Below are 14848 nucleotides of genomic sequence, written 5' to 3' on the forward strand. Positions count from 1 at the left end.
AGGAGGAAGATGAGGTGAATGCGAATCCCGCAGGATGATGAATGACGACCTGAAGATCACTTAAGGATCGGGATCTCCCCTGTGGCTGGTGGTTAGTCGCCCAAGATTGGGAGGGTGGCTAGCATCCTGTGGGATTCCGTAGGTATAAGCACATTCGGGTTCTCATCATTGGCATTGTTTATTATTCTGCACAACGGCAACGGGCGGAACTCCTGCCTGCAAGCGACATTCTATACCATCACGGATCGACCGTGGCGGTGACTCCGGCATAATACTGAACTATTTTCGACTTGCCCGTACATATGGCATATTGTAATCGTTCGCCGAGACGTGTGAAACTTCGCTCCAACATTGATGAATGGGGGAAAAGACATGGGAATGAAACGAATGGCCGCACTGTCACTATTATTGTTTGCAACCGCTTGCAGCGGCGGAAATGACGGTAAAACGGCCGGTGAGCAGCCCGCTGGTGAGAAGAATGCTCCGCCTCAGGTTTCGACCGAGCCCGTCACGATCAAATTTGGTATTAGTATGGGATGGCTTGGACCTGGAGAGTTCCAGAAGTACTTTGAGGAGCCAATGAAAAAACGCTATCCGCACATTACAATCGAACCCATTGACTTGTCAAAACCGGAGAACGGTTTTGATAAGCTGATGGCCGCCGGCAACATACCGGATTTGGTGATGACCGCCTCCCCGATCATTTACCGGTTTGTAGGAACCGGAATGGAAGAAAATATGGAACCGCTGATTAAAAAATTCAATTTCGACCTTTCGCGGTTGGACCCGATCGCCGTAGAATCGGTAAAATCGGCAAGCCGGCAAAATAACTTAATCGGGCTTCCATGGACGATGCACTTCAGCGGTCTCTATTATAACAAAGATATATTCGACAAATTCGGTGTTCCATATCCGAAGGACGGCATGACTTGGGAGGAAGTCAGAGAGTTGGCCCAAAAAGTGACGCGCATCGACGGCGGCGTGCAGTATCGGGGCTTGGAGCCGGATAAATCGACCCGCATGGCTTCCGTGCTGTCATACGGCTTTGTCGATCCGGTAACAGAGAAGCCGACTGTGAACAATGATAACTGGAAAAAAATATTCGAATTACTGAAAAGCATCTATGATATTCCCGGAAATAATACACCTCGTTTGGCTGGCGCCGGTACGGATCAGTTTATGAAAGAACGAACGCTCGCTATGTTCACTTCCGTTAATATGCTTCCGAATTTGAAGGATGCGCAGGATTTGAATTGGGATTTGGCTCAGTACCCGTCATTCAAAGAACGCCCCAACACCGGCATGCAGGTGGATGAGTGGATTCTTCACGTCACGGCGCAGAGCAAGTATAAAGATCAAGCGTTTCAAGTCATTTCCACGATTCTATCTGATGAGGTGCAGACGGAAGTAGCCCGCAATGCACGGCTGCCGGTATTGAAGTCAAGCAGCATAGAGCAGGAGTTCGGCAAAAACCTGCCTTATTTGCAAGGCAAGAATGTGAAAGCTGCCTTTAAAAGCAGCCCTGCAAAAGCACTTCCGGTAAGCAAATACGATTCATTCGCGGAAGGTTATATGTCCAATGCCATCATTCCTGTCGTCAAAGGGGAGAAGGATATTAACACAGCACTGAGGGAGGCGGAAGAACAAATATCAAAGAATATTGAAGCGAACCGGCAAAAATAAAAGCTGGAAATGGGAGTGAGGAACTCATCTATGAGTGAGAGGTATTACAAAGAGCCTCAGATCCAATGAAATAAGTAAAGTGCAGACTGCTGCGCGATGCTTGGTTTACCTCCTGCGAACATAGAGATATTTCCTATGTTCTCAGGAGATTCATAGACCCGTTGAACCTACTTACTATGATGATACACAAACTTTTTTGACACCATCCTAACACGAGCGGCCTCAAGCAAATAGAGCATCCGTGGTGCTAAATCGTCTCCTGCGTGTCCGCTGAGCCGAATATCGCCCTGTGGATGCTCTAAATCGTGCCGCCGCATGAAGCGGCCTACAAGCCTGCCAAAAACGGAATCGCCAATTCGGCGATTCGCCGGTGGCCCGCCTCGTTCGGATGCAGTCCGTCCGAAGTAAAGTACGGCAGCGTCAGCCGGTTCAGCCCGCTCAATTCATACAAATTCAGCACGGGCAGCGCATACTGCCGCCCAATCGCCACCACCGCATCCGCGTAATCGACAAGCTGATGCCCAGCCGCATTCACATAAAAAATATCATACCCGTCCTTATCCCGCTGCAGCGGCGTCCATAAGCTCAACCGGCAGCGCGGATTTTTCATCAATATATCCTCGATCAGTGTTGTATAAGCCCCATAGAACGTATACACATCTGCCTTACCAAGCTCGCCCAGCGGCTTATCGAGCCGAAAATCGTTCACGCCCGCAAAGATCGTCACGCAATCGAGATCCGCAGCGATCGTCCGTCCGACATGCGTCGTCGCACCGTAATCGCGGTCTCCTCCGGCGGTCATCGGACACCCGCCCACCGCGTAGTTGAATACCTCCGTGAACCCCAGCGCCGACTGGACGTGCGGCTGATAGCCGCCTGCCGCTGTAATACTGTCGCCCAGCGTCCCCCACGTGGCACCAAGCCACTTGCCCTGCAATGGCCTCTCCATCACACGCTACCACTCCATCCTTAATTGCATTCCGTTTCAAAAGTAACCGCATCGACTTCCACGCCGTCATTCGCCTGTCCTGGGCGCTCACCGAGGTAAGCACCTTGCTCGATCAGCTTGCGCTGGAGCTCGGGGATAGACACCTCGCGGAAGCCAACGCCTGCGGAGGCGGCCATTGCTGCGGCAATACCGGCGGCCTCGCCCATGGCGAAGCAGTTCGGCATGACGCGCAGTGAGCCCTGCACCGGGCGGTCGGACGAGACCGAGCGTCCGGCGACGATCAGGTTCGACTTGCCCTGCGGCAGCATGCAGCGGTAAGGAACCCCGTGCGACTCTCCCTTCGGCAAATGCTTGATCGTCATCGTGCTGCTGGCGTTCGCCAGATGAATGTCGATGAAGTACGAGTTGCGGGCGATATCGTCCTCGAACGTCCGCATCGACAGAAAGTCCTCCACGACAAGCGTGTAATCCCCTTGAATCCGGCGCGTCTCGCGGATGCCGACCTGATCGCCGGAATGCACGAGATGAATGTGCTCGAAACCAGGCACATATTTGCGCAGGAAGCGGATCTGCGTATCGATCAGCTGGCGGCCTTCGATGGCGGCGCGGGTAAGATCCTCCGCCTTCGTCCCATCAATGCCGAAAATATGGCCGAAGTTGAACCCGACGATAGAGTCGGTAATCCATGCCATACCGGAAATCCGCTTGCGGCCATCCGGTAAATCGCCGTTCTTCTGCGCCTCCGTAACGGTCCGCTCCAGCTGCCCGCGCTCACCGGTCTCCTCCAGAAACTGCTTGAACCGCGCCCGGTCCGCCCCGGTCACCACATAGCACATCGTGCCCGGCTGAAGCTCGCCCTGATCGCCTCCGACCTGGAACGGCACGCCGGCCAGCGCCGCCAAATCCGCATCGCCGGATGCGTCGATGTACAGCTTCGCCTGCACAACCGACCGCCCCGACTTGTTGCTGATGACCAGCCCGCTGATCCGGTCTCCTTCCAGCAGCACTTGGTCTGCCACCGTGTGGAATAGGATTTTGGCTCCGCTTGCGAGCACCTCCCGATCATATACGCGCTTCAGCGTCTCCACATCAATCGGCACCCAGTCGAGCAGGTCCTTATACCGGCTCATAAAATCTTCCCCAGCCTCGATCTTCATCTTCTCCAGCAAATCCAGACCGATACCGCGAATAACCGGCTTCTGGCCGTCGGTATAAGGGCAGAAGGCCGGCACAAGCGCCGCAGTGCCCATGCCGCCAAGATAACCGCGCTGCTCGATCAGCAGGGTGCTCGCTCCATTGCGGGCAGCGGCAATCGCCGCAGCAACGCCGGAGGCACCGCCACCAATAACGACAACATCCGGGGTGTAGCTTACTTCAAGATTTTGCGACGGAACCGTAACCGTCTTCTTAACCGTATTTGACATCAATATGCTCCTCTCAGAGTCCAAAAATGTACTGCAATATGGCTCTTTGCTTCTCATTATAGATACTGGGAAGGGGGGAACTAGTTTAATTTTAGTTTAATTAAAAACGATGTCATGCTACGATAGACACATACAGAATGGAGGTGTGGACCCGTTGCCTATCCGCAAGGAAGTGACGCTTACTACCATCGCCAAGGAGCTCGGATTAACCGTCCAGACCGTATCGAAGGCGTTCAAGGGCAAGCCCGGCATGTCTGAGGCGACACGGCAGCGTATCTTTCAAACCGCCGAGAAGCTCGGCTACTGTACACTCGACCAGATCCGCAGCCTCCGGCTCGATCATATTACCCCTTACCCGAACGATCGGCGGCGCTTCGTGCTGGTGCAAACCCAGGAATCTGTCCCATATAATCGCCTGCTGTTGCAGGGGCTGCAGGACCGGTTTTTCTCCTTCGGGTATCAAATTGAGCTGCTGATGCTGCCCAGAGATCTGAGGGAGCGGCAAATGGCCCAGTGGATCGAGGCAAGCGGCATGACGTACGCGGACGGGATTTTCATCGCGCCAAGCATCGACTCGGCAGCATGGGAATCGAACCTGTTCCGGCTTCAGGTGCCGAAGATTTTGCTTAATTTCCCTCCCCCCGGCGTAAAAATTGACAGTGTCATCTGGGACGTTTACGACGCAGCCTACCAGTCCGTTGCGTATCTGCACAACCTTGGACACCGCCGCATTATGTACGTTGGCGACATTCATAAGCAGCGAGGCTACATTCTGCGCTGGCAGGCGTTCTGCTATGCGATGGACCGTTTTGGGGGCAGGGTGGATCCGGCCTTCCATTCCATCGGCAAGAGAACCGGCCCTGAATGGCAGGAGCAGCTGATGGAACTGATGGTTCACCACGCGCCTACCGCGGTCATCTGCGGGATTAACGACGAGGTGCCGGTTGTCTACGATGCCTGCAGGCGGCTGGGGTGGCGGGTGCCGGAGCGGATCTCGCTAATCGGCTTCCTGAACGAGCAGTCCGATGACTCGCAGTTACCCCCGTTCACGAGGCCGCTGCTGCCGATTCACGAAACCGGCTACCGCGCAGCCGACCGGATGCTGTGGCGCATCGCGAACCCGGCGCTGCCGTTTGAGCATATCCGGATTCATTGCGACCTGCATCTCGGCAGCACGTCGTCCGAGCCATACAACTAAGGATTCAACCAGAAATCATAAGAATCTCCTATGCCCAAGGCCTCTTGTTTAAGAGATAATAAAGATTATTGCTAAGGTGGGAGGCTGACATCGATGTTCAAGCTGGTCATCGTTGACGATGAGCCGACAGTTCGGCATGGATTGAAAAATTATTTTGATTGGAGCATCTACGAAATCGAAGTGGTGGACGAAGCGGAGAACGGACTGGCGGCGCTTCAGGTTATTGAGCGGATCAAGCCGGATTTGGTGCTGACCGACGTCTGCATGCCCAAGATGAATGGCATCCAGCTGTCGAATATACTTAGCGAGCGTTACCCGCAGTTGAAGATCGTCTTCATCAGCGGGCATAATGATGCGGATTATTTAAAATCGGCGCTGCAGGTGAAAGCGGTCGATTATATATTTAAGCCCGTCAATGTCCACGAGCTTACAGCGGTGATGGAGCGCGTCGTCGACACGCTGCGGACGGAGGAGCAGGAGCGCAGGCTCTTTGTGGACATGCAGGTGAAGCTTACCCAGGGCATGCCGCTGCTGCGCGAAAAGTTCCTCATGTCGCTCATTCGCGACGGAGTTGCTTCGCCTCTTCGCATACGGGATCGGATCGATTTTCTGGGACTTCACCTGCCGTTTGAGGCTCCTTACTGGGTCATTGTGATCCGTTTCGATAATTCGGCGGACGTCGTGGAGTCCCGCTCCGAGCGGGACAAGCAGCTGCTGTCCTACTCGGTGCTCAATATCGTACAGGAGCTGATCGACCGGGAGATCGGGGGCTACGTCTTCGAGAACCGCATGGTCGAATTCGTAGGCATCCTTCGAATGAACGAGGGGGATGACCAGGAGTCACTTCTCTTTAAATTGGCAGAGGATGTGCAGGGTGCGCTCTATCAGTATTTGAAAATCAGCGTGACCATTGGCGTCGGAGAGCAGATTGCAAGCCTAGCCTCTTTGCCGCGTTCCTACGCTCAAGCCAGAGAAGCCGCCGATCAGCGGTGGCACCTCGGGAAGAACCAGATCATCTCCATGGACAATCTGGAGCAGAGCGATGACGGTGTCTATCGGTTCGACCCGGCTCAGGACGAGCGGATGATCTCCTCGCTGAAAGCGGCGGATGAGGACAAGCTGCTGGTCGGTCTTCAGGAAATCTATGATGCGTTAGCCCGAAAGCGTAGGGAGGGCTTCCAATACGGGCGCAACATCAGCCTGCAGCTGCTGCTTCTGGCAGGCCGGGTCCAGCTGGAACTCGGCGTGTCCCGGAAGGATGCGGAGGAAAAGGAGAGCCAGCTGATGGTTCAAGTATTCCAGCAGGAGACTCTGGGTGATCTCAAGCAGCTTGTCGAGCAGTATTTGCTCGAGGTGTGTGGACGGATTCGTGAGAAGCGAAGCGGCAAGTCGAAGAATGTGATCGAGCGCGTCCGAGCGTTGATTGATAAGCGGTACGCGGAGAATCTGCAGGTCTCGGATATTGCGAAGGAAGTTTTTTTATCCACTACGTACTTGTGCCTGCTGTTCAAGCAAGAGACAGGCGAGACGATAAACGAGTACTTAACCAAGGTTCGTGTAGAGCAGGCGAAGGCACTGCTGCGGGACCCAGCCAACAAGTTCTATGAAGTTTGTTATGCAGTCGGGTATTCGGATCCCAGTTATTTCAGCAAGCTGTTCAAGAAATATACCGGATTCACCCCGAGCTCGTATCGGGATGATGTGTTGTAAAGGCGGTGGAAGCAGATGAGGCGGTTCCTGTCGCGAAGCTGGAGATATGTGCTGATGCTCACCAAAAGCGTGGTGGCAGCAAGACGTTGGCTGATCGCTTATGTGGTGCTGATTCTGCTGCCGGCTTCTGTGCTGCTGTACTGGTACACCCAGAAATCCTCGCAAATTCTGGATGAAGAAGTGACGCAGACGATGCTGCAGACGCTGAAGCAGGCAGAAATTAACCTGAACAGCCGGTTCGATTCCATACGCGACACGTCCAATGCCATCCTGATGAATCCGAAGCTGCATACGTACCTGCGGGAATCGTCGTCCTATGCCGCTCAGCTGGATGCGATGAAGGAACTGGGCTACCTGATCGATAACGCCCAAGCGAATCCTGCGGTGCTGCGCGTCCGGTTGTTCGTCGATAGTTCGAAATACTTTTCCAACGAGCGAGTGAACTTTTTCCCGTGGGACAGCTTGCTGAACCGTTCATGGTACCCGGAGGTGGCAAACGCAGGCGGCCGAATGATCTGGACGGGAGCGTATGAGGAAACATATATCGATAAGGGCGACATCTATGTAGTATCGAATGCTCGGGTTTTGCGCGACCCCGACAGGTACGATGCGTTCTCGGGCGTACTCGTCATCGATGTGACGGTCAAGACGCTTGAGGATATTCTGTCGACGATCCAGCTGAACAATCAACAGCATGTGTATATGCTCGCTCCTGACGGCACCATTGTGCTGGACAAGGACCGGTCACTGCTTGGAACGAGGCTGAAGTCTGACGGTGTGGTGCAAGCCATGGCAGGCAACGGGGAGGGCGTATCCCCCATCGTCAGAGATAAGGACCAAAGCTATGTCGTCTTCACGACTATTCGTTCCACCGGCTGGAAGCTGGTGGTCGAGGTGCCAAAAGCGGAGATCAGCTCGCGCGCCGTTGCACTTAACCAAGTATCGGGCATTGTCACTTTGCTGGGAGCTACGCTCTTGTTCCTGCTGTTGGTTTTTATTCTGATGGCTCTTGTCGTTCGAGGGTTGAACAACCGAATGCAGACCGTCATTAGAATGATCAAGCGGGAAGGCATCGAACGGCTGGACGAGCGGTCCGGGGCGGCTGACGGGGGCGGGGATCTCAATCTGCTGGAAAAAAGCGTCGACAACCTCATCCACAAGGTCCATGACTTGATGGAGGAGACGTTCCGGTCGAGAGTGCAGGAGCGGGAAGCGCAGCTGCGGGCGCTGCAGGCGCAAATCAATCCGCATTTCTTTTACAATATGCTGGATACGATCAACTGGATCGCTATCGGGCATAAGGCTCCCGAGATCAGCCAAATGATTGGCGGGCTGGCCCGTTATTTTCGCTTGAGCTTAAATAAAGGCCAGGATGTCGTCAGCGTCACCGATGAGCTGGAGTTGGCGAAGGTGTACCTGGAGCTCCAGCAGAGCCGGTTCCCGCGGAGCTTCGTGTTCCATATTCAGGTGGAAGACCTGCTGGAGCTCTATGTGATGCCGAAGCTGACCTTGCAGCCGATCGTGGAAAATGCGCTGCTGCACGGGATTCGGGAGTCGGAGCGGGAGTCCGGAGAAATCATCATCCGTGCAAGAATGGAGGGGGAGGATCTGGTGCTATCGGTGCAAGATGATGGCATCGGCATGGCACCGGAGCTGGCGAATCGTTTGCTCATGGAGCCGCGGCCTGATATGAGGGCGGACGGCACTGGCAGCTCCTACGGGTTGTACAATGTGAACGAGCGGATCAAGCTGTTCGCCGGCGAGGAGTACGGTTTGACGGTTCAGTCGGAGCCGGGCGCAGGAACGACAGTGACCGTCAGGTCCAAGGGAGTACGACAAGACAAACAAGGCCCAGCTGCTTCTGCTAGACCTTGAGCGGGATCGTTCAATCGGCTTCCTTAATCCAGGTGCGGTTCATGAAATCACGTCCGCGAACAGTAACCCCGTCGGCATACACCTGCAGGTACAGCCCTTGCGAGGTCCAGCTCGATACGCTGAAGTAATCAATACTGAGGAGGCATTCGGGATAAAAACCCAATGCCTTTTTCTTATCATTTGAGAAGTATACATTGCTTATAGGGGTGCTGCTCACTCCGCACCAACCTCTACATACGCACCTCACTACCCATCGCGCACCAACGTCGGTACTGAAACATCTCCCCCCCAAGACCATAAGAAACTACCAGAAACAAAAATATCACCATCTACAGCCTTCCTGACATCCTCCTTATAATAAACACATAACAACTTGGAGGTGAGTCGACGATGAGCGTGACTGATGTAAGCTTGAAGCGCGGAAAAGCGCGTACCACAGTCAAGAGCGATCGATGGAGGCTGATCCGGTCCAACTTGGATCTTTACTTGATCCTGCTCCCGGGGCTGCTGTTCTTGCTATTGTTCAAATATACCCCGATGTACGGCATTGTCATTGCATTCATGGATTTCAACATCTTCGACGGCGTGTCCGGCAGCAAGTGGGTGGGGCTCGATCAGTTCAACAAGCTGTTCCATTCGGAGGAGTTCTACCACGTCTTTATTAACACACTGATCATCAGCCTGTACAAAATCGTCCTGCTCTTCCCGATCCCGATCCTGATCGCGCTGTTTCTGAACGAGGTGAGGAAGGTATGGTTCAAGCGGACGGTGCAGACGGTCATTTTCCTTCCGCATTTCTTATCCTGGGTCATCATTTCCGGGCTGTTCGTGACGATTCTGTCGCCAAGCGGAGGCATGGTCAACAACGTCATACAATATTTCGGTGGAACGCCCATCTCTTTCTTCCTTGACAACAACGTGTTCCGGAGTGTCCTCGTCTTCACCGCCGGCTGGAAGGAATCCGGCTGGAACGCCATCATCTTCATCGCTGCAATCGCCGGTATCGAGCAGGAGCAGTACGAAGCGGCCGCCATCGACGGAGCGGGACGCATCCGGCAAATGCTCTACATTACACTACCGGGCATCCTGCCGACGATCATTCTTGTGCTGGTGCTGCGCCTTGGACATTTGCTGGAAGCCGGTACCGAGCAAATTTTAACGATGTACAACTCGGTTGTCTATGAATCGGGCGACGTCATCGGCACGTTCGTATACCGGCAAGGTCTTGGCCAGCAGGATTACAGCTTCAGCACAGCGGTCGGGCTGTTTAATTCCGTCGTCGGCTTCATCTTAATCATCCTGGGCAATGAGCTCAGCAAGAAGCTCATCAAACGAAGCATCTGGTAGGAGTGGATCGAACTATGCGTAAAAAAACTTTAGGTGACTGGTCACTAGACGCTTTCATTTATATCTTGCTGTTGATCTGCGGACTCATCACGCTGCTCCCGCTCGTTAACGTGCTGTCCAAGGCGCTGAGCGAGGAATCGGCTGTCATCTCCGGCCAGGTCGGGCTAATTCCTGTCGGATTTCAGCTGGAGACGATGAAGTATGTCGTATCCTCGGCTCAATTCTTGCATTCGATCTCTGTCTCGCTGTTCATCACGATCGTTGGGACGCTGCTCTCGATCCTGCTCACGGCAATCACGGCGTATCCATTGTCGAAGAGACATCTGCCCGGTATCTCCCTAATCCTGATTCTGTTCATCTTCACCATGATGTTCAACGGCGGGATCATCCCGAATTACTTGCTTATAAAGCAGCTTCATCTGGTGAACAGCCTGTGGTCCATCATTCTCCCGGCACTGATAAGTGTGTTCAATATGCTTGTGATCAAAAGCTACTACGAATCTTTACCCGAAGCGCTCGAGGAATCGGCCAAAATGGATGGTGCCCGCAACCTGACGATTTTGTTCCGGATCGTGCTGCCTCTTAGCGGTCCCGTGCTGGCAACGATCGCGCTGTTCTACGCCGTGTACTTCTGGAACGACTACTTCAACCCGATGCTCTACATCACGAGCCCGAGCTTGAAGCCGCTGCAGCTGTACCTTCGTGACATCGTGCTCGATGCAGACAGCTCCTCGATGAGCAAGACGGCGGACGAGCTGATGAACGCCTCACCGGAAGGCATTCGGGCGGCAACCGTCATCGCTTCCATCGTTCCGATGCTGCTGGTGTATCCGTATTTGCAGAAGCATTTTGTCAAAGGCGTGCTCATCGGCTCTGTGAAAGGTTGAGTTTGCGTTAATGCCCAAACCATAGGGGCTTAATGATATGCTAACATTATTAGGGGAGGTTTACGTATGCAGCAGAAATACAGAAAACTGACATTCCTATCACTCACCGCCTGCTTGTCGGTCACAGCTTTGGCCGCTTGCGGCAATAACACGGGCACAGGAGCCGATACTGGCTCCAAATCGTCGGCAGCTCCGGGTGCATCCGCCGGCCCCAAGCCGGAATTGAAAGCTCTGCAAATTTGGCAGAAGGACGATTACAACACATATCCCGTGGCCAAATTTTTGGAGCAGGCCACCGGCTACAAGGTGCAGTACGATATGCTTCCGCAGGATAAGCCGCAGGATAAGCTGAACATTCTGATCGCTTCTGGCGAGCCTTATGATGTGGTAACAACGGCGGGCTCCACCGATTTTAAGGCACTTTATTCCGATTATGCCAAGAAAGGCGCGCTTGTTGACCTCGGTCCGATTCTTGATAAATACGGTCCAAATATTAAAGCTGCGGTCGATCCAGAAGCGCTGGAAGCGGCCAAGGTGGACGGCAAGCTTTATGCCATTCCGACCAAAAGCCTCTTCACCGTCAACACCAACTTGTTTATTCGCCAGGACTGGCTGGACAAGGTCGGGATGAAAGCGCCGACGACACTGGATGAGCTGGTGGCAGTGTTGAAGGCTTTTAAAGAGAAGGATCCTGGCAGCAACGGGGATAAAAACATTCCACTGACAGTCAGCGGTGAAGCATCTTTCATCGCTAACATTGTAGGCGCTTTCGGTATGCCGAACTTCTGGAACGATGTGAATGGCAAGCTGACGCCGCGCGTCATGGACCCGGCTTACAAGGACTATGTCGCATTCGTCACCGACTTGTTCAAGCAAGGGCTGCTGGATAAGGAATATGCCGCTAACAAGGACGCTACCGCAAAAGAAAAATTCACCAGCGGCCGGGCAGGCATGATTATGATGAACTGGTCCGACGTACCGGCGATTATGGATGCCCTGACGAAGAACGTGCCTGCAGCCAAGGGCGGGTTTATCCCAGCACTGACAGGAAAGAATGGGCAAATCGGCTTGTCCGCGACCAAGGGCTTCGACCGCATTACGTTCATTCCGAAAGCCTCGAAGCATCCGGAGGATGTGGTCAAGTGGATGAACGCCAAGCTGGAAAAGGACACCTTCAAGACGATGGCTATTGGGGAGGAGAACAAACACTATACGTTTAAGGATGGCAATTATACGCCGATTAACCCGATTTTTACTGATGAACGGAACCAGGCGAACAACTTCTTGACCGGTACGGACGACAAGAACTACCCGATCTACTGGCAAGCCCGTGTGCGCAAAGATATGCGCCTGTTCGACGCTTGGAACTTTATGAACCGGGTGCAGCCGGAGACGACCAAGGTCGCCGACTTGTTAGGCTATGCGCCTTACATGCCGGAGTTCTCCAAGAGCTTCCAATCGCTTAATACGATGGCGGGTGACTACACGACCAAGCTCATCTTCGGAGCGGAGCAGATCGGTAATCTCGACGCCTTCTTGACCAAGTACAAGGCGGCCGGCGGCGATGCAAGCTACAAGGAAGTTAACGACTGGTACGCTAAGGTGAAGAAGTAATAGTCCACTGGTAGCTGGTTTTTCATACATTTTATTATGGAGGCATCATATCATGTCTATCATCGGCTCTCTTCAATCCAGTCCGATCATTACCCGTCATCCGAACAATCCGATTCTGACGGCGGCGGACGTTCCTTACAATCCTGCGCTTGTGTTCAACGCAGGTGTAACCAAATATGAAGGGCGCTATGTCATGTTGTTCCGCAACGATTACGGTAATGTGGAAGAGCAGACACTGCTGCCAAGCAACACGACGAACATCGGGCTGGCGTTCAGCAAAGACGGCATTCATTGGGATGTGCAGAATAAGCCTTGCTTCGGCATTGAGAGCGAGGAGATCATCCGCACGTACGACCCGCGCCTGACGGTCATCGATGGACGCTGCTATCTCTGCTTCGCGGTGGATACGAAGCACGGTGTACGCGGCGGGGTGGCGGTGACGGACGACTTTGTCAGCTTCGAGGTGCTGAGCATGTCGGCGCCGGACAACCGCAACATGGTGCTCTTCCCGGAGAAAATCGGTGGTAAATACGTGCGTCTGGAGCGCCCGTTCCCGGTGTACGGCAAGGCCGGCAAGGATAGCTTCGACATCTGGATTTCCGACTCGCCGGATTTGAAATATTGGGGCAACACGGAGCTGCTGCTCGGTCTGGAGAAGGTGCCTTTCGCCAATGACAAGATTGGCCCGGGAGCGCCACCGATCAAAACGTCCAAGGGCTGGCTGACGACATTCCACTCGGTGGACATCGATCCGTCCCGCGGAAAGAACGGCTGGGAGCCGTTCTGGAAGAAGCGCTACTGTGCCGGTATCATGCTGCTTGATCTGAACAATCCGTATAAGATCGTCGGCATGAGCAGCGAGCCGCTGCTGGCCCCGGAAACGTTCTATGAGCGGGAAGGCTTCCGCAATGACGTCATTTTCCCTGGGGGTATGATTCTCGAGGACGACGGCGAGGTGAAAATCTACTACGGCGGCGCTGATACGGTGGAATGCCTGGCTACCGCTCATGTGGACGATCTGGTGAATTTGTGCTTGAGCAGTAAGTAATCGACCGGCCTCATACGTCATATAGCAGCCTGCCGGAGCCCGATAAGGGTTCCGGCGGTCCCAGCCGTTTGCATACCATGCATCATAGTGCCATGCACGAAAAAAATCAAAGAAAAACGAGCCTCTGGAATCGATCCTAAGGCTCGTTTCTCGTTTAGGAGGTCATTTTTGTTTGACCCCAAGGAATTTGATTGTTAAAAGTGCTGCTGTATGCTCGCACTTGTTATGATCACACCGCGGGAGAAGTAGGCGTTAGGCTGGCAGATCAGTTACTTGCTTGAGGAATGATTGACCGATCAGGTCGAGACTTTGTCGTTAACGAACAGGGGGATGAGCGATTTATGAAATTCGGCATAATGTGAAAAAAGAGCGGCGCCGTTTCGCCAGGCAATGTTTAGAGCCGCGAAAGCGAGAGGTTAGGCGCTTAACCTTAGAGAGAGGGACAGCGCTATCTAAATCGAAAGGAGATTTGAATACGTCATTATTTCCGATAATAACCGCACATAGCGGGTGTATGGGGACAATAGACAATACAATAGAGTCGGTGGTGACCGGTATCCGGCTTGGGGGGACGTCATAGAGGAGGACATTCGGGTTACACGGGATGGAGTGCCCATACTTGCCCATGATGATCATCTACCTTCAGTCGATGGTACATGGCATAGCCTCTCCGAAATGACTTATGAAGAAATACTACATTATCCGTTGCTGTAGAGTGTGGCGGGACAGTGACAGCTATGAAGATCCATCGGCTGGAGGACATCTTGCCGCTTATCGCCGCTTCGGGTGTAAGGATGAATCATGACCTGAAGGTGGATGAAAGTATTGTACCGATCGCTGACTTGATACGTCTACACGGATTGTCACAATCCGTATATTTTTCCGGTTGCGAGCGGGATAGATATATTTTCAAAGAATAGCATTATTTCTGGAGGGAAGAATATAATAATTGAAAGTACAAGGCTCTAAAGTGGCAGGATTTGAGTAAGCGCTTACGCGAAATTTCCAATTTAAGTGTGAATAAGCTTTGAGTGTAGTCCTACACAAGAGGAGTCGTTTGTCGTTCATTAAACCGGTTTCATAGCAAGGGGGGGAGGGGACACGGACCGGCCA

Annotated in this window: 13 protein-coding genes; 10 read left to right on the forward strand and 3 right to left on the reverse strand. The window is 53.4% G+C overall.

From position 1 onward, the window contains the following. Positions 1–372: 372 nt before the first annotated feature. Positions 373–1683 carry an ABC transporter substrate-binding protein gene (locus ABEA66_RS02640; RefSeq protein ID WP_179136160.1) on the forward strand — a complete coding sequence of 437 codons (1311 nt, stop codon included), beginning with the start codon at positions 373–375 and terminating at the stop codon, positions 1681–1683. Between the two features lie 325 nt (positions 1684–2008). Here the strand turns inward: ABEA66_RS02640 and ABEA66_RS02645 are convergent, their stop codons facing one another. Next, positions 2009–2632, reverse strand: a complete 624-nt coding sequence (locus ABEA66_RS02645) for an SGNH/GDSL hydrolase family protein (protein ID WP_079912799.1) — start codon at positions 2630–2632, stop codon at positions 2009–2011. Positions 2633–2652: 20 nt separating this feature from the next. Then, positions 2653–4056, reverse strand: coding sequence for an FAD-dependent oxidoreductase (locus ABEA66_RS02650; protein ID WP_345586322.1), 1404 nt, complete (start codon positions 4054–4056; stop codon positions 2653–2655). Between the two features lie 154 nt (positions 4057–4210). Here ABEA66_RS02650 and ABEA66_RS02655 point away from each other — a divergent pair, with 154 nt between their 5' ends. From ABEA66_RS02655 to ABEA66_RS02665, 3 genes are all read left to right on the forward strand, one after another. Next, a complete protein-coding gene (locus ABEA66_RS02655; protein WP_345585793.1) occupies positions 4211–5254 on the forward strand; it encodes a LacI family DNA-binding transcriptional regulator in 1044 nt (347 codons plus the stop codon). A 93-nt stretch (positions 5255–5347) separates the two neighbouring features. Beyond that, a complete protein-coding gene (locus tag ABEA66_RS02660) occupies positions 5348–6964 on the forward strand; it encodes a response regulator (RefSeq protein WP_079912796.1) in 1617 nt (538 codons plus the stop codon). Positions 6965–6979: 15 nt separating this feature from the next. Then, positions 6980–8839: a sensor histidine kinase gene (locus ABEA66_RS02665; RefSeq protein WP_345585798.1), complete on the forward strand. Its 1860-nt coding sequence runs from the start codon at positions 6980–6982 to the stop codon at positions 8837–8839. 10 nt (positions 8840–8849) lie between these two features. Here ABEA66_RS02665 and ABEA66_RS02670 read toward each other — a convergent pair whose 3' ends face one another. Next, a complete protein-coding gene (locus ABEA66_RS02670) occupies positions 8850–9056 on the reverse strand; it encodes a hypothetical protein (protein WP_345585800.1) in 207 nt (68 codons plus the stop codon). A gap of 173 nt (positions 9057–9229) precedes the next feature. Between ABEA66_RS02670 and ABEA66_RS02675 the strand changes: the two genes are divergently transcribed. From ABEA66_RS02675 to ABEA66_RS02695, 6 genes are all read left to right on the forward strand, one after another. Continuing rightward, a complete protein-coding gene (locus tag ABEA66_RS02675) occupies positions 9230–10186 on the forward strand; it encodes an ABC transporter permease (RefSeq protein WP_345585802.1) in 957 nt (318 codons plus the stop codon). A gap of 14 nt (positions 10187–10200) precedes the next feature. Beyond that, positions 10201–11073: a carbohydrate ABC transporter permease gene (locus ABEA66_RS02680; RefSeq protein WP_192702206.1), complete on the forward strand. Its 873-nt coding sequence runs from the start codon at positions 10201–10203 to the stop codon at positions 11071–11073. A 66-nt stretch (positions 11074–11139) separates the two neighbouring features. Continuing rightward, positions 11140–12687: an extracellular solute-binding protein gene (locus ABEA66_RS02685; RefSeq protein ID WP_345585805.1), complete on the forward strand. Its 1548-nt coding sequence runs from the start codon at positions 11140–11142 to the stop codon at positions 12685–12687. A 52-nt stretch (positions 12688–12739) separates the two neighbouring features. Continuing rightward, entirely contained in the window at positions 12740–13735 is a 996-nt protein-coding gene (locus ABEA66_RS02690) for a glycoside hydrolase family 130 protein (RefSeq protein ID WP_345585807.1), read from the forward strand. A 510-nt stretch (positions 13736–14245) separates the two neighbouring features. After that, entirely contained in the window at positions 14246–14449 is a 204-nt protein-coding gene (locus ABEA66_RS36285; RefSeq protein WP_377740296.1) for a glycerophosphodiester phosphodiesterase family protein, read from the forward strand. A 23-nt stretch (positions 14450–14472) separates the two neighbouring features. Continuing rightward, positions 14473–14655, forward strand: coding sequence for a hypothetical protein (locus ABEA66_RS02695; protein WP_345585809.1), 183 nt, complete (start codon positions 14473–14475; stop codon positions 14653–14655). Positions 14656–14848: the final 193 nt, after the last annotated feature.

Source organism: Paenibacillus vulneris (assembly GCF_039543185.1).
GTDB lineage: Bacteria > Bacillota > Bacilli > Paenibacillales > NBRC-103111 > Paenibacillus_S > Paenibacillus_S vulneris.